Source organism: Bryocella sp., assembly GCF_058498515.1.
Genome location: NZ_JBMHYI010000003.1, coordinates 1 through 21,477, shown reverse-complemented (window position 1 = coordinate 21,477; position 21,477 = coordinate 1). Strand labels below are relative to the sequence as shown.

The following is a 21,477-nucleotide window of genomic DNA, read 5'->3' as shown; positions in this document are numbered from 1 at the left end:
AGTGGAGATTCCTGGAGCGACGGCTCTCGAATCCCGCCTCTCGTGTCTCCTAATGCAGCTGCGGCTCCGGCAAAAGTCCGGGGGGAGGCTGCGGGCCGTTGTGGGTCCACGCCACCAGCTCGTCGAAAGCCCGCCCGACCTCGTCGTCGCTGAGGTTGCAGTGGCCCTCGCGGTGGACGTACTGCTGCACGAAGTGCCGGCTCTCGCCCGCGGCCAGGATCATGTTCGTGTACAGCGTCAGGGTGTTCGGCGGCACGATGGGGTCGTACAGCGTATGCAGCGCGAGCATCGGCTTCCCCAGGTGGCCGTTGGGCGTGTAGTGCGCGATCAGGTAGGCGAGCGCGGCCGGATTGGAGCCGTAGCGGCGGACCTTATCGTTCAGGTCGAAGTCAGAGGCGCTGCTTCCGGTGCCGGTGTAGAGCGTGTTGCGGTTGTCGAAGGGATTGCCCTTGGCTCGCCGCTGGAGGTCCGCGATGTTGTAGGTGAAGTAGTCCATGTCCCAGGCCAGGTCGATGTCCGTGCGCAGCCCGATGAGCGATTTCAGGGCGGTCGAAGCGGTGGGATTGGCCTTCAGCGCGGCCAGCACCTTTTCGCGGAGCGCCGACGTCTGCTCATAGTCCGGCGGCGTCATCACCAGCGGGGGAAAGATGCCCGGGAAATAGCGGTCGAAGGCCGCGCGCTGGGCGAAGCGGCGCTCCATGGTCACATAACTGGGACCGACCGAACCGCACAAATCCAGTCCTCCCATGTAGCCCTGGGCGTCAATCTCGAGCGTGATCGCCACCAGCATCCCGCCCATCGAGGTGCCCACTAGGTACGTCTCCTTGGGCTGGCCGAACTTTTTCAAGAAGTAGCGCCGCAGCGCTTCGGTCTCCGGGTAAGCCTGCTGCAGGGCCCAGCCACCCTCGGAGAAGCCGCTCTGGAGCACGGCGTAGTGGCGGTCGAGCATGGGCTGCGGCCGCCCGGTCAGCTTCTCCGCAATGTGGAAGGTGACGGCGTTCTCCGCGTAGCCGTGGAAGTACACGATGAGGTTGTGGTTCCAGTCCGGCGGGATGTCGATGCGGTAGGCCGCGCCGTCGATCAGGCCTACCTCGGTCGATCCCTGGGGTCCTTTCAGCGTCTGCGAGCTCACCGGCTTCTGCGCGAGCGCATCCCGGGCAGGCGCGAAGGCCAATGCGGGGGTGAAGCACAGTGCTGCGGCCAGCAGCCGGCGACGCGGGCCGGAAGTTCGGTTCAGAAAGAAGGGCATCGCGGAGTGAGACCGATTCTATCGCGTGGCTGCTTGGCCGTCATTCCGACCTTGAGTAAAGCGAAAGGGAGGAACCCCTGTATTTCGTTCGCGCGGGGAAGATTTCGCGGGAAAGCGGGCTGACGGAGCCCTGGTGATTTACCGCACCTCCGACAGCACCGCCACGCCACTGACTTGCAACGTCACCGACTGGATGGAGCCGCCGTTCAGCTCATCCTTCATGGCTGCGGGCAGGGCGATGGTCTGCGGCTTGTCGCCCAGGTTGATAAGAATGTGTACCTTACGGCCAACGCCATAGCGGGTGGAGGACTCAACACCCTCGGGCACGGCGATCTCGGCCGGAGAGGCGTGCGCGGAGGCCAGGAGGGAATCGACCAGCGCGGCTGTCGTCTTCGGATCGAGCACCGCACCGATGTACGTGATGCTGCCGGAGCCGACCTTCCGCTGGATCACTGCGGGATGGCCCGTGAGCCAGCCGTTGCCTTCACCGTAATGCAGGAGCACCTGGATGTCCGGCGAGGAGGTGGACAGCTGCTCGGCCCAGATCGTGGCCTGGGCCTCGGTTGCTGCCAGTGGGCCTACGATCGCCACCGGCTTGTCCAGCGCGTAGAACTGCTCCACCCGGCCGCCGAGCATCGCGGCGAATGGCCCCGGCTGACGTTGCGGCCAGAGTCCGTTGTCCTCATCCTTCATCGCCGAGCGCGTGGTGAGCACGAGGTTCCCGCCGGCGTTCACGTAGGCCATCAGGTGGTCGGCCTGCGTCTTCGTCACCAGGTTCAGCGCGGGAGCGACGACCAGCTTGTACTGCGAGAGGTCGGCATCGGGCGAAAGCACGTCGACCGACTGCGTGGCCCGCCGCAGCGGAGCGTAGTAGCGTGCGATCTCGTCGACCGAGTCGAACTTCGCGGTATGCTTCTGCCACTCGACCGCCCAGCGGCTCTCGTAGCTATAGAGCATCGCGACGTCGGAGCGAGGCGTGGTGCCGGCCAGCACCGGAGCCAGCTTGTCGATCTCCGCTCCGGTGCGCTTCACCTCGTCGTACAGCGGGACAGGCGTTCCATCCGCACCGACCAGAACGCCGTGGTACTGCTCCTGCCCGTTCAGTGCGGAGCGCCATTGCCAGAAGCTGACCGCATCGGCGCCGTGCGCGATGTCATGCCAGATCAGCGCGCGCTCGTCGCCGGGCTTCAGCGCAATGTTTACTGCGGCCCAGTTCACGAAGCCCGGCTGCGTCTCGATCACCCAGAAGTTTTTGCGCTTGAAGCCGCGCGCCATGTCGTGCGCAAAGCCGTTGTGCACCGGATCGATCTTGCCGTCGGGCATGTAGTCATCCCACGCGGCCAGGTCGAGGATGTCCTCGGTCACGTAGTGGTCGTACTGGTCGAAGTAGCCCATGGTGTTGGTGGTGATCCACTGGCGCTTGTCGGCCAGCGGGCGGATGACATCGATCTGGTTCTTCAGGTAGCTGCGCCAGGTGTCAGAGACATAGAGCCGCCAGTTGAGCTCGAGGCCGGGGTTGCCGCCATGCTTCGGCAGCGGGATCTGCGACCAGTCCGAGTACGTCTGCGACCAATAGCTCGTGGTCCAGCGGGTGTTCATGTTGTCCAGTGTGCCGTACTTCTTCTTTAGCCACTGCTGGAACTGTTTCTGCGTGGCCTCGTCGAAGCTGTCGGCGGCCAGCTCGTTGTCGATCTGCCAGCCGATGACGTATGGGTTGTGGCCCAGCTTCTCGGCCATCTTCTGCGCGATCAGCCTCGCGAGTTCGCGGTACTTGGGGTCGTCGAAGCTGAACTGCTGGCGGTTGCCATGCTCGTCGCGGCGACCATTCGCGTCCACGCGCAGGGTCTGGGGATACTTCTGCGTGAGCCATGCCGGAGGTGCGGCGGTGGGCGTCCCCAACACGGTGTAGATGCCGTGCTTGCCGGCCAGGTTCACGGCGCGCTCCAGCCAGTCGAGCTTGTAGACACCCTCGCTTGGCTCCATCGAACTCCACGCAAACTCCGCAATGCGGACCACATGGATGTGCGCCTGCTCCATCAGCGTGAGATCGGCTTCCCACCGCGACTCCGGCCACTGCTCGGGGTACCAGGCGTCGCCCAACATCAAGGGCGGCGGCGGAGGGGCCGCCGGAGCCTTTTGCGCCGCGACCAGCGGTGCCAGAACGGTCGAAGCGGCAAGGAAGGCAAAGCAGCAAACAGCAGAGATCGGAGTGCGAGGCAGTCTGAGCATGGGACTTCAGTAAACGTTTCCGGTCAGCACGATGTCAACGAGAACCGAACGCACTTTCCGCCGTTTGGGAATGGCTCAGGCCGGCCAGGCAGAGAGTGTCCGGCATCACAGCCCCGCCCGCAGACAGCGGCGGAGACTGACTTTGCGGCCTTGTCTGCCGCCACAGGAGTGTGCCATGGGCGCAGATTCGACAAAGACCGTAGGGCCGATGCAGATCATGGATGGCAATGACGCTGCGGCGTCGGTGGCGTACAGGCTTTCGGAGGTCATCGCGATCTACCCCATCACGCCGTCGTCGCCGATGGCGGAGTCCGCCGACCAATGGCGCACCGATGGCCGCAAGAACATCTGGGGCGCCGTGCCCATCGTGGAAGAGATGCAGAGCGAGGGTGGCGCGGCAGGCGCATTGCATGGCGCGCTGCAGGCCGGAGCCTTCGGCACCACGTTCACGGCATCGCAGGGCCTGCTGCTGATGATCCCCAACATGTTCAAGATCGCGGGCGAGCTGACGCCAACGACAATGCATGTCACCGCCCGCACGCTGGCGACGCACGCGCTCTCGATCTTCGGCGATCACTCCGATGTGATGGCCTGCCGGTCGACCGGGTGGGCGATGCTGTGCTCGAACTCGGTGCAGGAGGCCGGCGATATGGCGCTGATCGCGCAGATCGCCACGCTCGAGTCGCGCATCCCGTTCATGCACTTCTTCGACGGCTTCCGCACCTCACACGAGATCAACAAGGCGTACCCCATCTCCGATGAGACGATCCGCGCGCTGCTCGACGATAAGTACATCATCGAGTACCGCAAGCAGGCGTTGAGCCCGGATCGCCCGCGCATTCGCGGCACGGCACAGAACCCCGATGTCTTCTTCCAGGCGCGCGAAGCGGCGAATCCGTACTACATCGCGGCGGCGGGAATCGTGCAGTCGGTGATGGATCGCTTTGCGGCGCTGACCGGCCGTGCGTATCACCTCTTCGACTACTACGGCGCGGCCGATGCCGAACGCATCATCATCGTGATGGGCTCCGGAGCCGAGGCGGTTGAGGAGACAGTCGATGCGCTGAACCGCAACGGTGAGAAGGTGGGTCTGCTGAAGGTGCGGCTGTATCGGCCTTTCGATGCGACCGCGTTCCTCAAGGCGATGCCCGCGACGGTCAAGTCGATCGCTGTACTGGATCGGACGAAGGAACCTGGCGCCTCCGGAGATCCACTCTACCAGGACATCGTCACGGTGCTCGCCGAGCATCACGACAAGCTGCCGTTCGGTTCGAAGCCACAGGTCATCGGCGGCCGCTATGGCCTTTCGTCCAAGGAGTTCACGCCCGCGATGGTGAAGGGCATCTACGACGAGCTGGCAAAGGCCGAGCCCAAGAACCACTTCACCATCGGCATCGATGACGACGTCACGCACTTCAGCCTCAACTACGACCCGAGCTTCTCGACGGAAGACCCGCAGACTGTTCGCGCGCTCTTCTTTGGCCTCGGCTCCGACGGCACGGTGGGAGCGAACAAGAACTCGATCAAGATCATCGGCAACGAGACGGATCTCTACGCGCAGGGCTACTTCGTGTACGACTCGAAGAAGTCGGGTTCGATGACGACCTCACACCTACGCTTCGGCCCTCACCCGATTCGCTCGACATACCTCATCTCGAAGGCGAACTTTCTTGCCTGCCATGAGTTCAGCTTCCTGGAGCGGCTCGATGTGCTCGAGGCTGCGATGCCCGGCGCGGTCTTCCTGCTGAACACGCCATACTCCTCCGAAGACGTGTGGGATAAGCTGCCGCGCATGCTGCAGCAGGAGATCGTTCACAAGCAGATCGAGTTCTATGTCATCGACGGCTCGAAGGTCGCACGCGATGCGGGCATGGGCTCGCGCATCAACACCATCATGCAGACGTGCTTCTTCGCCATCAGCGGCGTGCTGCCGCGTGAAGAAGCTATCGCGCAGATCAAGAAGTCCATCCGTAAGACCTATGGCAAGCGTGGTGAGGCAGTCGTCGAGAAGAACTTCGCCGCAGTCGATGCCGCACTCGCGCATCTAGAAAAAGTCAAGATTCCTTCATCGGCGACCTCGGAGCTTGAACTCGCGGCATCGCTCTCGGGCAATCCTCCCGAGTTTGTCGGCCATGTCATCGGCACCATCGCTGCGGGCAAAGGCGACAGCCTGCCGGTCAGCGCATTCCCTGCAGGCGGAGCCTTCCCGACGGGCACGGCACAGTATGAGAAGCGCAACATCGCACAGTTCATCCCCGTGTGGGATGAGGAGCTTTGCATCCAGTGCGGCAAGTGCGTGCTGGTCTGTCCGCACGCGGTAATTCGGTCGAAGGTCTATAGCCCGGAGCTTGCAGCGGGAGCGCCGGAGACCTTCAAGTCCGCGAAGCCCATGTGGAAGGGCCGCGAGCAGGAGCGCTACACGCTGCAGGTCGCACCGGAGGACTGCACGGGTTGCAGTGTGTGCGTGGAGATCTGCCCGGTGAAGAGCAAGACCGATCCCGAGCACAAGGCGATCAACATGCAGCCGCAGGCGCCGTTGCGTGTGCCGGAGCGCGAAAACTGGGAGTACTTCCTCTCCATCCCTGAGACCGATCGCAGCACGCTTTCCCACACGCAGGTCAAGGATCTGCAATTGCTGCAGCCGCTGTTCGAGTTCTCCGGCGCGTGCCCGGGCTGTGGCGAGACCGCGTACATCAAGATGCTCACGCAGCTCTTCGGCGATCGCCTATACATCGCGAACGCGACAGGCTGTTCGTCGATCTATGGTGGCAGTCTTCCGGCCACGCCCTACAGCCAGAACGCCGCAGGCCGTGGGCCTACATGGGCGAACTCGCTCTTCGAGGACAACGCCGAGTTCGGCTTTGGCATGCGCACCGCGCTCGATCAGCAGAAGGACTTCGCGGAGACGCTGCTCAAACGGCTCGAGGAGCCTGTGAGCACAGCACTGACGACTGAGATCCTCAAAGCGCCGCAGGCCACCGAGACGGAGATCAATGCACAGCGTCAGCGTATCGAGCTTCTGCGCTCGCGGCTTGCCACGGTCGATAGTTCCGACGCGCGCAACCTGCTGGCGGTTGCGGATTCACTTGTCCGCAAGAGCGTATGGATCCTGGGCGGCGATGGTTGGGCCTATGACATAGGCTTCGGCGGCCTCGATCACGTGTTGGGCTCGGGCAAGAACGTCAACGTGCTGGTGATGGATACCGAGGTTTACTCGAACACCGGTGGCCAGGCCTCGAAGGCGACACCACGCGGTGCAGTGGCGAAGTTCGCGACCGCAGGCAAGGGGATGAACAAGAAGGACCTCGCGATGGAGGCGGTCAGCTACGGCTATGTGTACGTCGCGCGCGTCGCGCTGGGCGGCAGCGACAGCCATGTGATCAAGGCCTTCCAGGAGGCCGAGGCGCACGATGGGCCGTCGTTGATCATCGCGTATGCCAGCTGCATCGCGCATGGCTATGACCTCGTGCACTCGCTCGATCAGCAGAAGCGTGCGGTGCAGTCCGGCTACTGGCCGCTGATGCGTTACAACCCGAAGCTACGCGACGAAGGCAAGAACCCGTTCCAACTGGATTCGCGCGCACCGACGATCCGGCTGAAGGACTATGCGTATCGCGAGTCGCGCTACACGATGCTGGAGCGCAGCAATCCTGAGGTCGCGGCGAAGCTGCTCGAAGAGGCGCAGGACGACGTCGAGCGCCAGTGGCGCGTGTACTCCGCGCGGGCCGCAATGCCCGGCCGCTCCGAGACGCCGCACATCGCGCCCGAGGAGCAGATCGCAGAGCCAGCCAAGACGAAGGTGTAAACAGGAAGAATGGTTGAGTGCGAGGCCGCCCCGCGGCTGCTCCACTCGCTTCGTCAGTTCAGGGTCTCGGAGTACAGGCTGCTTGCGTCGTGGGTCGCCTCAGAGACGATGATCGACTTGCCGTCTGGAGCAATGACGAATCCCCCAACGTACGATGGCGGCAGCTTCGTCAGGTGGGCTACGATCTTCGCAGCCTTCGTCTCCGGGGAGATCTGATAGATGGTGGCCTGCGCGTTGTCGTTCGTCGCGACAGCGACATAGACAAAACCATTCGCTATCACGATGTCGTCGATGAACCGAGCGATTCCATCGGTATGAAAGATCGTCTCGCTGCTTCCATCCTGAATATTCCGGCGGACGAGAGCGAACGATTGTCCTCCCTCGGTGAAGTACATCCACTTGCCGTCGGCGGAAGGCTGGAACCCACCCACAGCTTCCCAGAACATGGGTTCCGGGCGCTCCGCTCCATCAATGCGGACGCGCCAGATGCGCGACGTCCCATCATCGTTGGAGGAGTAGTACACGTAGCGGCCGTCGGGACTGAACACCGCACAAATATCGCGATTGCGGGTGGACGTTACCTGCTTCAGATCGCCGCTAGCAACGGTGTAAACATAAATGTTGGTCGCCGGCCCATTGCGAAGACTGAAGACCACGGAGCGGCTATCCGGGGACCAGGCCGGGAAGAAGACAAACTGCTTGCCGTCGAAATGCGTCACCTGCCTGGGCGCTGAATCGCCGATGCGACCAATCCACAACTGCTCTGGGCCGCTCCTCGTGCTGCTGAATGCGAGAAGCTTGCCGTCCGGGGAGATGGCAGGGTCCATATCGACCGCGGCCGATGGAAACAAGGGCTCGCCCGGAGACGCGCCCATAAGCGAATAGCGTACGAAGGCGGTGGCAAGCTCCGCGTGCGTGAAGACGAAGCGTCCGTCTCTTGTCAAGGCCGGTTCGATGGCTTCGAAGTTCGCCGGAGTCATCTGCTGCATTGGACCACCCGCGGCTGGGATCTTCCAGATGCCATAGTGATTGGTGGGGCCGTCATTGGTCCCGAAGAGAATCGACCGTCCGCCATCGGTCCAGGCGATGCCTCGAACTCCGTGCATGTCGCGGGTGAGCCGGTTCGCTGGGTTGTTCTGTTCTCCCCTGGCCGAGACAACATACAGGTCGCCGAGGCCGCCCCTGCGAAACGCAACGAGCTTGCCATCGGGAGAGAACTTACCTTCGATGTCGCCTGTCGAGCCCGTGGGGGGCGAGGTCAGAGCCACTCGGTCTCCAGTCGCAATGGAGATCAGGACCAGACGCATGGGGCTCGAAGGGGACATCTGCTCTGCGGTGAGCAAGGTCGCACCATCCGGTGACCAGTCCAGTGCGGGGTCGTCAATCGCGACATAGGCCAGCACATTGAAGGGACCGAACGTCATCGTGGTGGCGTCCTTGATATGCTCGCAGACGATCTCGAAGCGAGCCGGTGCGAGCCTTCGGATGAAGGCGATGCGCTGACCGTCGGGGGACCACGCGGGCGTCATCTCAGCCGTGTCATCGTGGGTAAGGCGAACCGGCGCTGCGCCGCTGGCCGGCGTGTAGAGATAGATATGGCTGCGTCCTGTGCCGGCATCGGTGGACGCGAACGCTAACCGCAAACCATCCGGAGACCAGGCCGGATCGGAGGCGTGGTCGGGAAGATTCAGCTGTTGCAGCGTTCGCGTAGAACCCGCTGCTGACTTCGTGGCGCGGCTCAAACGCCAGAGGAAGATCACGCCAACGAGCCCAATCGCGATACACGCAAGCAGAAGCCACGTCGAAGGGGCGCGCTTCTTCTTCTCCTCAGCGTTGGCCAGGACGGTAGAGCGCTCCGCAGCTTCGTCGCTGGGGACCGCGAGCTCTTCCGCCCAATCGGTGAAGTCGGTCTTGCGGTTCGGCAGCGTACGCGAGATCCGAGGCACATAGCCGCCCTTGGGAAGATCGATGCGAATCGGATCGTCGTTGCCTTCGGTGCGATAGTACTCATCCAGTTTGTCGCGGACACGCCGCGCATGCACACGAACGATCGGATCGATCTTCGGGTTGTAGTCCGGAGCCCGGTTGAAGACCCCCACCGCGATGGTGGTCTCCTTCAACTCGACGGTCTTCTTGCCCGAGCTGTTCCGGACGCAGAAGTGCAGGAACTGCGCTGAGCGTGGCGATCCTACAAATGCAGGAGACGCAAGGATGCGCTGCAACTGGGCATCGATGTCCGCCTGTTTCACCATATCTTTAGGCTAGAGAGCGTGGGTTAACGTACGTTGAACGGCGTTACCCCTCGCTTTACCCCGCTTTACCCCGCGATACGACTGCAGTTTGATCGTGCCGTGCCAAGCTCCGTGCATGACTACTCAGCGCACAACGTCTCCAGTCGCTCGGCTCCGGCGTTGCCTCCGGCTTGTTCGCAGCACATGGATCTCAGCCCTTCTCTTCGCGGCCGCATCCACAGCTCTGGCCCAAAGCAGTTCCGTCAGCGGTCATGTTGTCGATGCCTCAGGGGCGCCGGTCCAGGGCGCACAGATCGTCATCACCAGCGCCTCGACTCATGAGAGCACGACGGTGAAGACCAATGGCTCCGGCTACTACCTGCTTCCCCCACTGCCTCCCGGCGACTACACCATGGACGCCACGGCGCCAACCTTTTCTACGGTCAACATCACCGGCATCAAGCTCGAAGTCGGCAGCAGTCGTTCGCTGGACCTTACGCTGAAGGCGATGGCGCAATCGCAGGAGGTGACCGTGACCGCCACGCCTCCGGAGCTGCAGACGAGCACCATCGACCGCGGCAACGTGATCGAGAGCCAGTTCGTGGAGAACACGCCGCTCAACATCCGCAACCCGCTGCAGCTGGTGAACTTTGCGCAGGGCGTCACCGCGTACAGCAGCGCGTCAGGCAACAACGACGCCAGCGAAGCCTACACGAATACCTTCCGCATCAATGGCGGCAAGCTCGCTACGACGGAGAGCCTTCTGGATGGCGGCTCCAACACCACGATGTACGACTACAACGCGATCGCAGCAGTGCCGCAGGTGGACTCCATCCAGGAGTTCAAGGTGTTGACCACGGCTTATGCGGCAGAGTGGGGCCGCACCAGTGGCGGTGTCGTCACCTTCGCAACCAAGGCGGGTACGGATCGGCTGCACGGTAGCGCCTTCGAATACATCCGCAACAGTGATGCGGACGCCAACGGCTTCAACGCCGACGAGACCAAGACCGCGAAGCCGCATTTCGAGCGCAATCAGTTTGGCTTCGCGCTGGGCGGCCCCGTTGCCTTTCCTCCGCACTACCACGATGGCGATCACCGCACGTTCTTCTTCGTCACGTACGAGGGGCTGCGCCAGACACAGGCGAGCAGCTTCTTCTACACCGTCCCGACCGCACTGGAACGCAAGGGCGATTTTTCGCAGACCTTCGACGCCAACGGCAATCAGATTGTCATCTATGACCCCAGCACGACGACGCTGCAGCCCGTGGGCAGCACCGCCTGCACGTCGACTCCGGTCACGACCGGGCAGACGGTCTACTGTCGCGCGCCCTTCGCCGGCAACAAGATCCCCAGCCTGGATGCTGCCGGCGCGGCGCTGATGAACAGCTATCCGCTGCCGAATCGTCCCGGCACGGGCGCAAGCTCGGTAAACAACTTCTTCTCGAACAGCCCGACCAGGAGCACGCAGAACACGGTCAACTTCCGGCTCGACCATCGCTTTACCGAGCGGCAGTCTGTCTTCGCCCACTACGACTGGTTTCAGCGCCACAACAGCAACGGCGACCCGTATGGCAACGGCCTGTCGCCGACCGCCAATCCGCAACGGTTGCCGGGCGAGAACATCATGGTGAACCACACCTGGGCTCTTTCGCAGGACTCCGTCTTCCAGCATTTTTTTGTCTACGCACATCAGGAGTCGAACCGTTCGCCTACGACGCTGGGTTACGATCCGACCAAGCTGGGATTCAACGCGAACGTGACACAAGGACTCGCTTCGACGGCCTTCCCGGCGATTACGAGCGCAAGCCGCCTCAGCGCACTCGGGCCGCAGAGCGGTCTGGAGTCGGACGGCGGCACCACCTTCCAGTACGCTGCCTCACTGGTTTATCTGAAGGGGAAGCACAACTTCAAGTTCGGCGTCGACTATCGCTACCTCACGCTGAAGCTTCAGATCAATCAGCTGGTGTCGCTTACGGGCAACAGCAATTTCACCGGCGGCCCGAACGTCGGCACGCTGTCTACCGAGCCTGACTCCGGCAGCGGCGTCGCGGACCTCCTGCTGGGCACCGGTACCGTCACCAGCGGCATCCTGCCGGGCTATCACATCACGCATCCGTACCTGGCGTTCTATGCGCAGGATGAGTATCACGTGACACCGAAGCTCACGCTGAACTATGGCCTGCGCTACAACCTGGAATATCCAGATAGCGAAGACCACAACGAGTATCAGTATCTCGATCTCACCTCGAACTCCCCGTTGAACTCTCAGGTCACATCGCTCGGCACGCTCACCGGCGGCCCCGGCTTCGTGGGAACGAATGGCGTAGGCTCCCACGTGCAGACAATGCAGTTCCTCAACTTCGATCCGCGTGTCGGTGTTGCTTATCACTGGGATGAGAAGACTGTCGTGCGTGCTGGCTTCGGCATCTTCCACGCGCCGGCGTGGGTGAACCTTGGCAATCCGCTCTCGCAGGGCTACTCAGCGACGACGACCTCAAACCCGGCACAGGCCAATGGCGTGACGCCTCTCTACAACATGGATAACCCGTTTCCTTCGGGCCTGACGCCGGTGAGCGGCAACAGCCTTGGTCTCGCAACCAACGCCGGCCTGTCCACCGCGGGTTACGCGCGCCAGCAGAAGGTCAGCTACAGCAACCAGTGGTCGTTCGATGTGCAGCGTGAGCTGCCCGGAAACTTTGTGGTCACGCTGGGCTACGTCGGCAATAGCGGCGTGCATCTGTATGTGCCGGTCAACTACAACCAACTGCCGGACAGCGATCTCGCAGAGGGCTCGGCGTTGACCGCCACCGTGGCCAACCCGTTCTCCGGCGTGATCACGAACAAGACCTCGACCCTCAGTGCATCGACGGTGCGGGCTTTCCAACTGCAGTTGCCGCACCCGCAGTTCACCACCATGACAGCCTACGGCGTGGGCGCTGGACACTCGGACTACAACGCGCTGCAGCTTTCCCTCGAGCATCGGTTCAGCCAGGGTCTTGCCTTGCTCTTCGCGTATACACACAGCAAGGCAATGGATAACGTGGGCGATTATTTCCTGAGTGGTGGATTCCAGGATAATTATTGTCCGTCGTGCGATCGCTCGATCTCGCAGCAGGATCTTGCCAACGTCATTCGCATCAGCGGACAGTATGAGCTGCCGTTTGGTGTTGGTAAGCCGTTCGCCAACCACGGATTCCTCGCTCAAGCTGTGGGTGGCTGGAGTCTCGGCAGCTTCTTCACCTATGACGATGGTGCGCCGCAGCAGATCACTTCGCCGGCGAACAGCACGAACAGCACGAACGTCTTTGGCGGCGGATCCACGATACGTCCAAACATCACGGGTATCTCGACTGCGGTACCCGGCGGCCGTCACTTGAAGATCGGTCAGGGCGCTAGCGTCCTCAGCGAGTACTTCAATCCTGCGGCTTTCAGCGCTACGCCGGCCTTCACCTTTGGCAACGCGCGGCGCTACCAGGAGACGATCCGCCTGCCGGGCACGCTCAACTTCGACATGCTCGCGGAAAAGACCTTCCGCATGCCGGAGTCCACCGCACTGACCTTCCGATTCGAGGCCTTCAATGCCTTCAACCGCGTACAGTTCGGCGGCCTGACCACAGCGTATGGCTCCAGCAGCTTCGGCTATATGTCGCCGACGCAGGTCAACAGCCCACGCAGCCTGCAGGCTAGCCTCCGCCTCGCGTTCTAGTTCTGAACTTCTCAATATGGGCCAGCCGCCGTCCCCCTGGCGTCTGGCCCATCATCCCCTTTTCCAGGACATGAAATGAAGAAGCTCCAACTCCTCCTTGCTCTGGCGCTCGCCGCAGCAACCATTGCCCATGCGGAAGTTACTAGCCTCGAATGCACGCAGACGGGCCCCACCACCTATCAGCTCTCCTATGCGATGACCCGCGACACGCATAGCGTCGAGATCTTTGCCAGCACCAGCGCCGATGGCTCCTCCGGCATGACGTCGTTGCTCAAAACCTCCGACGTGCGCGCCGTGGTGGACGCACGCAAGCCCGGCGAACGTGTCTACTTCTTCCTCAAGCCCGACCACGGTGAGCAGCGAGAGGTATCGATCCGTCACCTGCCGCTGCAGGGCACGCCCAACTTCCGCGACCTTGGCGGTTACGAGACCACGGATGGCCGCTTCGTGCGATGGGGCCTGCTCTATCGCTCCGGTGTACTGACGCACCTTACGCCTACCGACTACGCCTATCTCACGCCGCTCGGCATCCGCGTCGTCTGCGACTTCCGCACCGCACAGGAGAACTCGGTCGAACCGGAGCTTTGGGTGCCGGGCGCCACCGTCGATCACATCAGCCTTCCCATCGGCGATGGCAATAGTAAGTCCTCGGTCTCGTCACTGCAGCAGATGCTCGCGAACAACCCGTCCGCCGAACAGTTGAGGCAGAGGATGACCGAGACCTATGGCGGCTTCGCGTTCACGAACGCGCCCGAGTATGCCAAAGTCTTCAAGCAGCTGGAGCAGGATCACCTGCCGCTGCTGTATCACTGCACGGCGGGCAAGGATCGCACCGGAGTCTTCAGCGCCTTGGTGCTGCTCACGCTCGGAGTGCCTGAGAAGACCGTCATCGCGGACTATGCTCTGACGAATAGGTACCTCGCGGGCGCCATGACCGCCGAGCAAAGCCAGAAGATGCTCGCCAGTAACCCGGGATTGGCGCAAGCCACTCCCGAACAGCGCAACGTGCTGATCGCGGCCGACCCGGCGTATCTCGAGAGCACGCTTCGCCAGATCGACCAGCGCTACGGTTCCTTCACGAACTACCGCAGAACTGTCCTCAACGTCTCCGATGAGGACGTCGAGAGACTCCGATCGAGGCTCCTCGAACGATAACCCACGCTTGGTTCCGGACCTTAGACTCCGCACCGCGGGGTGAGCTTGAAACTCACCCCGTGGTGCGGAGTCTATCGTTTCGTAGTTGATCGACCAGCAGGACCGACTCCTTCGAGGCGTTGATCCGCTTCCATCAGCTGACGGCGTTGCGGCGAATGACCTCCGCATAAAAGCTCGCGCTCGATTTGGGGATGCGTTGCTGGGTCTTGAAGTCGACGTAGGTAATTCCGAAGCGTTTATCGTAGCCGTCGGCCCACTCGAAGTTATCGAGAAGGCTCCATAGGAAGTAGCCCTTCACAGGCACGCCTTCGCTCACCGCCCGCTGGAGCTGGGTGAGATAGTTACGCAGAAACATCACGCGATCGGTGTCATAGACGTGGCCATCTGCGGCCACTTGATCTGTTGATGAGCACCCGTTCTCCGTGATGTAGATCTCGCGCACGTTCCATATCTCGCTGACGAACTTTGGCACCCAGTACAAGGCTTCCGGCCCGATCGTGAGCCAGGGGCTGTACATGTGAGGATACGATGCTGGATCGGGCACCATCGCATAGCCGAGCTCGTTGGCTTCGGCACGCACATAGGCTGGCTGATAGACGTTGGTACCGACGAAGTCGAGCGGAGACGAGATGATGCGCAGATCTTCCGGCGTGAACTTCGGGGCGTTTGCTCCGAGGCGCTTGAGGTAATGGTCGGTATAGCGGCCTCCCGCGATCACCGTGAGATAGGCAGCGTTCTCCTCACGAAACGCGATACGCGTGGCCGCGATGTGCTCCTTCGACTCGATGAGGGGCGTTGTGGCGACGGGGTTCTCGGCGATGCCAACCTTTGTGCCCGCTGGCGTACTCGCGCGAATCGCCTGAACCGCCATGCCGTGCCCCAGCACCACGTGGTGCGTGAGCTGTGCGAGCTTGCCGGCGGACAGATGAAGTCCCGGGGCGTGGCGTCCCTCCCGGTTGCCGACCTCCACAAACGTGCGGAGTTCGTTCATGGTCATGAAGTGCTTCACGCGGTCGCCGAGTTTGCCCGCGGTGTATCCGGCGTAGTCGGCGAAGGCCTTTGCCGTGTCCCGGTTCTCCCAGCCGCCGCGATCCTGCAGCGCTTGCGGCAGGTCCCAGTGATAGAGCGTGCAGAAGGGCTGAATACCCGCCTCAAGCAGAGCATCCGCGAGGCGCCGATAGAAGTCGACTCCCTGCTGGTTCGGCGCGCCAACGCCGTTGGGAAAGATCCGTGGCCAGGCAACGGAGAAGCGGAAGGTCTTGAGGCCGAGTTCTTTCATCAGCCGGATGTCCTCGCGATAACGATGATAGAAATCATCCGCGACATCGCCTGTATCTCCGCCATCGATCTTGCCGGGTGTGTGCGAGAACGTATCCCAGATCGACACGCCGCGGCCACCCTCCTTCACCGCACCCTCCACCTGGTACGAGGCTGTCGCCGAACCCCAGAGGAAGCCCGCGGGGAAGCTGCGAGCCGTGCTCGTATGTGGCTCGGGCCGGGATTGTGCATGGGATTGTGTTGCGAGCCCCGGTAATGCGGCCGCCGCCGCCGAGCCGCTCAGCAAACGTGCCAGAGTACGCCTGGAAATCCTGTCGAACATAACTCTCCTGCAAGTTGAATCTTGGGCCATGAAGACACAACGTCCGCCGGGCACGGGTAATGCTGCCCGGCGGACTCTGCGCGCGGTCGAAGGGTCGATACGTGCTCTAGAATTTCACCTTCAGCGCAAACTGAATCTGCCTTGGGGTGTAGTTAGGATCGGTGTCGGTCACCGTGCCGAAGGAACTGTTGCCCAGCTGCACGTTACCGCTGCCATCGTTGATGAAGTAGCTCGGCGTATTGCTGATGTTGAAGGCCTCGGCCCGGAACTGGAGAGCGACGCGCTCCGTTACGGCGAAGTCTTTGATCAGCGAGAAATCCACGTGCCGGAAGTGCGGCCCAAAGAGCGCATTCCGCTGCGTGGTGCCAATCGTCCCCAGGGTCTGCGGAGCAAAGGCAGCTGTGTTGAAGTAGCCCGAGAGTGTGGGATGACCGATGTGCGGGTTGCCTACGATATTTGGCCGATCCGGGCCACCGCTGTTCTGCGGCGTGGAGCGGTTGCTGAAGGCGTCACCGGCGTTCGCCATGGTGTAGTCGCAGTTGACATGGTTGATGCCACCGCTACAACCACCACCGTTGACGATGTCGAAGGGCTTGCCGCTCTGCCATACCGCGATCGAGTTCACCTCGTAGCCGCCCAGCAGGGCCTTTTTGAAGCCGCTGAAGTTCTTGCCGAAGGGAAGGGCATAGGTCACCGAAGAGGCAAAACGATTCTGGATGTCGTTTTCGGCGACACCGTAGTCGATCTGCCGGATGCGGGTGGGATCCGCGTTACTCCAGCTGCGTCCGCCGCCTTCCGCGGAGAAGCCGGTGATGTCGCTCATCCCCTTACCCCACGTGTAGTTCGTATCGAACGCCAGACCATGCTCGAAGCGCCGCTGGAACGAGACCTGCAGCGCGTTGTAGTTGGAGACACCCTCCGACGCCATCCAGCCGACGCTGGAGAGCGACCCAAGGAGACTGTGCAGTTTATAGTTTGCCAAGCCCGGGTTGTTTGGGTCTGGGACGAATGGCGCCGGCTGGTTGATGTCGTTGATGGTTTCCGGCATGTGCTGGCCGATGTTGCCTACGTACCCGATGGTCAGAACGTTGGCGCCGAACTGCTGCTCCACCTGGAGGTTGAACTGCTGAATGAGAGCGCTGCGGAGCTTCGGATCTTCGGCAACGAAGGAGAGGTTGGCGACGGCGGCGAGATTGGACACAACCGGGGCGCTAGGTACCGGAAGACCGGCATCGAAGGTTCCCGGAGCACCCACGCCGCAGGTGCCGTTCTGGCCAGCAGGTAACGTTCCACCGTTGTAGGCCGTTTCGATTGCGACCGCGCGATCGGACTGGCAGTTGGGGCTGAAGACGGAGACGAAGGGAATGTTCTTCAGATCGGCATTGGACGTGTAGTTGGTGGGGAAGAAACTCATGCCATAGCCGCCGCGCAGCACCGTGCCGGGAAACACCCGGGCCGAGAATCCAATGCGCGGAGCCACGTTGGAGTAATCCGTCTTGATCCCGGCGTGCCCATCGACGCCGTTTACATTGGCAATTTTCAGCGCGCTGGTGATATTCCCTGCGTTCGAGTTCATCGCCTGGTTGAAGTCGAAGTTGGAGATATGTGAGTGCGCTTCGGTGAATGGTGTGAAGACGTCGTAGCGCACACCCAGCTGGATGCTTACCGCGGAGGTCACCTTCCACGAATCTTCCACAAAGAAGCTGGGCTCATAGGTGCGGTAGTCGGGGGGGGTGAGGTTGTAGTTACGGCTGTCGGCGTTGAATGCGCCGACCAGGCTCGACGCAAGGTTGTTATCCTGAGTCTTGGGGCTACTGGTCGGAACATTGTCAGTGACCAGGCCAAAGGTGTACTGCCCGGCAGCGAACGAGCTCTGCACGTTGCGCGCCTGACGCCGGATGTAACTAGCTCCAGCTTTGAAGTTGTGGTTGCCACGCGTGTAGCTCACGTTGGCCAGGTACTGGTACGAGCTGTCGATGTCTCCGAGCGGGACATAGGCGCCGTCGCCGATATCGGAGAACGGGCCGAACTGGATGGGAGTGAGGTAATTGGATAGCGTGTTGAAGTTCATGTTCGCGCCGAACCCGAGCTTGGTGTCCGGGCTCAAGCCATAGTTAAGCGGGGCGGAGAAGTTGTTGATACGCGTGTAGGCGGCGCGCAGGTCGATCAGCAGACTCGGCGTAAAGATGTGCGTGTAGCCGAAACCATATTGCTGCGCATAGTCCGTTGCTGGACCGTCGAAGTCGTAGCGGCCGCCGCTGATCTGGAGTCCGTTGACGGTGCCGAGACCCGGAGGCGTAAAGGTGTTGAACTTATTCGAGTCGTAACGGCCGAAGAAGAGGTTGCGGTCGTTGAAGCGGTGATCGATGCGGACATCGAAGCTGTTGCCATTCTGCGTCTTGTTGGGGCTGATGATCGAGTTATTGGTGAGGCAGGTCGCAGCCGGCGTGGGGTTGGGATCTGTGCATCCCGGCGTGTTCGGCGCAGGAAACAGCATAAGGTAGTTCAGCGCGATAGGGTCCACCGTGTAGCCCGTTGTCCCATTGCCCGCGTTGATCAAAGTCTGCGGGGTCTCGCCGTTGAGGCTGTGGATGGCGTCGTACTCATACATGTCCGGCACGTTCTTTTTGTAGGTCACGCCGGAGACATTGCGCAGGCCCTCGTAGTCGCCGAAGAAGAAGGTGCGATCGCGGAAGATCGGGCCGGAGATCGACGCGCCGAACTGGTTCTGACGCAGCTCGGGCTTACGGCCGGTCCGCTGTGAGACGTTGTACGCATCGAAAATATCATTACGGAAGTACTCATACACTGTTCCGTGGAACTGGTTCGTGCCCTGCTTGGTGATGAGCGAGACCACACCGCCGGCCGTGCGTCCTGCCTCCGCCGTATAGTTGTTGGTCTGGATCGTGATCTCCTGGATCGCCTCGACGACAGGCTTGATCCCAGTCGTGCCGATGATGCGCTCGTTGTCGTCGATGCCGTCGACGGTGGTGTTATTGAGCGTGTCATCCTGGCTATTAACCGAGAAGCTGCTGGAAGGACGACGATCGTCCGGGCGGCCGCCGCTGGTCAGACCGTTGCCCGGACCCTCGTTGGCGCCCGGGACCAGCTGCACCAGCTGCACATAGTTGCGTCCGTTCAAGGGAAGGTCCTGCACGGCCTGCGCGGTGACGGTCGAGCTGACCGTAGAGTTCTCGCTCTGGAGCAGAGGAGTCTGCGCCTCGACGTTCACCACTTCGCTTTGCGCGCCAACCGTAAGTGCTTCGTCGGCTCGGGCACGGTCGCCCGCTTCCACCGAGAGGTCGGACGTCTTGGTGGACTTGAAGCCTGAGGCTGTGACCTCCACGCTATAGTGCCCGGGAGCAAGCAACGGGAAGAGATAGCTGCCGCTGGAGTCGGTCTTCGCATTGCGGGTCTCATTGGTTCCGAGGTTGCGGATCGTGACGCTGGCGCCGGGTACCGCCGCTCCGGTGGGATCGCTCACGGTGCCGAGAATATCGGCCGTGGTGAGCTGGGCATGGGCGAGAGGTTGGACGAGAAGAAGGAGCAGGAGGATCGCCATCCAACCTGTCTTACGAATATGTGCGCTGCACTGGCCGGTGCAAGTGAGAACGTTGCTCTTGATTGCTGTCATAGTGGTTCCTGGATGTTCGTGACGTTCTATGGGTAACCCACAGCCGCACCGAACTCACGATGAGTTCGGCCCCGATCTGTGGCTCATTGTTGATCGGCACGGAGAATAGGAACCTGGAAGAGCTTCTGTGAAGGTTCTTTCTGGAAGCTCACCGAGGTAAAGAACGCATTGCCGCGAAATCAAACGCTTTTTCGCGCCAGGTAAAGGAGCTCTTAACCTGTTTGCCATCGATGCAAGAAGTCGCTTATGCTCAGCAGCGGCTGCCGAGGACCACCGCCAATGCATATGAACGGGACAGTAGTGTGGATTCCAGAGACCGAACAAGAACGGGAGATGGTGCGCCAGCAGATGAATCGCCTGCTGGAGACGAGCCACTTCCGCAACAGCCGTCGCTACCCTGCGCTGTTTCGCTTCATCGTGGAGGAGGCTCTTGCTGGCCGCGGTGAGTACCTGAAGGAACGCCTCATCGGCGTCCGTGTCTTCGGTCGACCGGCCGACTATGACACCGCGGCCGATCCTGTGGTGCGCGTCACCATCGCCGAGATCCGGAAGCGAATCGCGCAGTATTATCACGACGACGGGCACGACCTCGAGATGCGTATTGAGCTGACTCCTGGCTCCTACGAACCCGAGTTTCGTCCGGGGCGCGAAGGCGGTCTACCGCATCTTCACGAGGCGTCGCATGCTGCAGTCGAGTTCCCATCGCATGATCTCGTGCACTCGCCGGCGTCAACGGAGATCCCTCCCTCCGGCGCGATGGCTTCTCCTGGCATCCGCGCAAAGCTGACGCGGCGGAAGCACTGGGCCACAGCTGTCGCAGCACTCGTCCTTACCGCTGGCGGCAGCTTGTATATGGGATGGAGGGCAACCCGGCCTACAGCGGTCGACGAGCTCTGGTCGCCAATCATTGCACCTCACTCCGCCGTGACCTTAGTGCTGCCGATGGCGGGCGGAAAGTTCGGCGATAACACGCAACCGGATCCGGCGTCCGGCACAGGTACGTCGCAGCAGGGGTCGACCAGTCCGTGGAGCAGCTTTCTGCAGTTGGAGACCGGCGGCGAGAACGTCGTATTCTCCGACGTTACGGCCATGCTTCGCATCTCAAACCTGCTTTCCATGCGACATGCGGAGACACGTCCGAAGCTCAATGATGCTATGACGCTGGAGGATCTCCGCCAAGGCCCGGCCGTATTGATCGGAGGTATGGACAACCAGTGGACGCTTCGCGTGTTGAGCCATCTCCGTTATGGTTTCAACGGCAGCGACAGGGACGCATATTGGATCCAGGACCACAAAGACCCTAACAACCGGCGCTGGTCGCTGGACCTGAAGATGAAGATCCCAAGCGTCACAGGGGACTATGCCATCATCGCGCGAGTGCATGACCAGGCCACCGGCCAGCCGGAGATCATTGCTGCAGGAATCGGCATGAGTGGAACAGCCGCTGCGGGGGAGTTTCTCGTCAGCGCCACCGGAGCGGACGAGCTTCGCCGCCGCATCGGGGACAAGGCCTTCCGTGATCGCGACTTCGAAGCAGTGCTGGGTACGGATGTAGTGAACGGCGTTGCAGGCTCAGCACGCATCCTCGCAGTCGATGTCCCCGAACGGTGAGCGTTGAGATAGCCAGCTTCCATCCAACGGCTGCATAGTTTGGCGGTCGGGCACGGCAAAGCTTTGCCCTTTGCCGCAGGAAAGCCCGTAGGTCACGGTGATAACAAGTTGCTGCTGTCGATCGCCGGCTGAGATTCGTTTAGTCTCCATCACCCGGTCTAAACCCACCGCCTTTAGGCGGTGTGCTTTCAGCGTCTTGCTGGATACTGGAAGAGATGGTGGAGTATCGCAAGAACGCGCATTCCGTGTGGGACATC

9 protein-coding genes are annotated in these 21,477 nt (G+C 61.7%); 4 read left to right on the top strand and 5 right to left on the bottom strand.

Annotated features, from left to right (window positions below; translation table 11 throughout):
* Window positions 1–49: 49 nt before the first annotated feature.
* Window positions 50–1,249: an alpha/beta hydrolase family protein gene (locus AC5E6W_RS00720; protein WP_491750335.1), complete on the bottom strand. Its 1,200-nt coding sequence runs from the start codon at window positions 1,247–1,249 to the stop codon at window positions 50–52.
* A 138-nt stretch (window positions 1,250–1,387) separates the two neighbouring features.
* A complete protein-coding gene (locus AC5E6W_RS00715) occupies window positions 1,388–3,478 on the bottom strand; it encodes a beta-galactosidase (RefSeq protein ID WP_491750334.1) in 2,091 nt (696 codons plus the stop codon).
* Window positions 3,479–3,653: 175 nt separating this feature from the next.
* On the opposite strand from AC5E6W_RS00715, the gene nifJ reads away from it, so the two are divergent.
* Window positions 3,654–7,283 (top strand): pyruvate:ferredoxin (flavodoxin) oxidoreductase, encoded by a 3,630-nt coding sequence (gene nifJ, locus AC5E6W_RS00710; RefSeq protein ID WP_491750333.1) that lies wholly within the window; start codon window positions 3,654–3,656, stop codon window positions 7,281–7,283.
* A gap of 53 nt (window positions 7,284–7,336) precedes the next feature.
* On the opposite strand, the gene AC5E6W_RS00705 is transcribed toward nifJ, so the two are convergent.
* Complete coding sequence (locus AC5E6W_RS00705; protein WP_491750332.1) at window positions 7,337–9,535, bottom strand: hypothetical protein; 2,199 nt, start codon at window positions 9,533–9,535, stop codon at window positions 7,337–7,339.
* 115 nt (window positions 9,536–9,650) lie between these two features.
* Between AC5E6W_RS00705 and AC5E6W_RS00700 the strand changes: the two genes are divergently transcribed.
* Both AC5E6W_RS00700 and AC5E6W_RS00695 read left to right on the top strand, forming a co-directional pair.
* The gene (locus AC5E6W_RS00700) at window positions 9,651–13,220 is read left to right on the top strand and encodes an outer membrane beta-barrel protein (RefSeq protein WP_491750331.1); all 3,570 of its coding nucleotides are present in this window, start codon (window positions 9,651–9,653) and stop codon (window positions 13,218–13,220) included.
* Between the two features lie 75 nt (window positions 13,221–13,295).
* Window positions 13,296–14,375 (top strand): tyrosine-protein phosphatase, encoded by a 1,080-nt coding sequence (locus AC5E6W_RS00695; RefSeq protein ID WP_491750330.1) that lies wholly within the window; start codon window positions 13,296–13,298, stop codon window positions 14,373–14,375.
* A gap of 133 nt (window positions 14,376–14,508) precedes the next feature.
* Here AC5E6W_RS00695 and AC5E6W_RS00690 read toward each other — a convergent pair whose 3' ends face one another.
* On the bottom strand, window positions 14,509–15,975 hold the full coding sequence (locus AC5E6W_RS00690; protein WP_491750329.1) for a GH1 family beta-glucosidase: 1,467 nt from the start codon (window positions 15,973–15,975) through the stop codon (window positions 14,509–14,511).
* Window positions 15,976–16,081: 106 nt separating this feature from the next.
* A complete protein-coding gene (locus AC5E6W_RS00685; protein ID WP_491750328.1) occupies window positions 16,082–19,609 on the bottom strand; it encodes a TonB-dependent receptor in 3,528 nt (1,175 codons plus the stop codon).
* Between the two features lie 285 nt (window positions 19,610–19,894).
* On the opposite strand from AC5E6W_RS00685, the gene AC5E6W_RS00680 reads away from it, so the two are divergent.
* Window positions 19,895–21,220: a hypothetical protein gene (locus AC5E6W_RS00680; RefSeq protein WP_491750327.1), complete on the top strand. Its 1,326-nt coding sequence runs from the start codon at window positions 19,895–19,897 to the stop codon at window positions 21,218–21,220.
* Window positions 21,221–21,477 lie beyond the last annotated feature (257 nt).

What these genes read in the sequence shown, in the direction of transcription:
- AC5E6W_RS00720 (WP_491750335.1), bottom strand. Translation starts at nt 1,249, where the DNA reads ATGCCCTTCTTTCTGAACCGAACTTCCGGCCCGCGTCGCCGGCTGCTG.
- AC5E6W_RS00715 (WP_491750334.1), bottom strand. Translation starts at nt 3,478, where the DNA reads ATGCTCAGACTGCCTCGCACTCCGATCTCTGCTGTTTGCTGCTTTGCC.
- nifJ (WP_491750333.1), top strand. Translation starts at nt 3,654, where the DNA reads ATGGGCGCAGATTCGACAAAGACCGTAGGGCCGATGCAGATCATGGAT.
- AC5E6W_RS00705 (WP_491750332.1), bottom strand. Translation starts at nt 9,535, where the DNA reads ATGGTGAAACAGGCGGACATCGATGCCCAGTTGCAGCGCATCCTTGCG.
- AC5E6W_RS00700 (WP_491750331.1), top strand. Translation starts at nt 9,651, where the DNA reads ATGACTACTCAGCGCACAACGTCTCCAGTCGCTCGGCTCCGGCGTTGC.
- AC5E6W_RS00695 (WP_491750330.1), top strand. Translation starts at nt 13,296, where the DNA reads ATGAAGAAGCTCCAACTCCTCCTTGCTCTGGCGCTCGCCGCAGCAACC.
- AC5E6W_RS00690 (WP_491750329.1), bottom strand. Translation starts at nt 15,975, where the DNA reads ATGTTCGACAGGATTTCCAGGCGTACTCTGGCACGTTTGCTGAGCGGC.
- AC5E6W_RS00685 (WP_491750328.1), bottom strand. Translation starts at nt 19,609, where the DNA reads ATGACAGCAATCAAGAGCAACGTTCTCACTTGCACCGGCCAGTGCAGC.
- AC5E6W_RS00680 (WP_491750327.1), top strand. Translation starts at nt 19,895, where the DNA reads ATGAACGGGACAGTAGTGTGGATTCCAGAGACCGAACAAGAACGGGAG.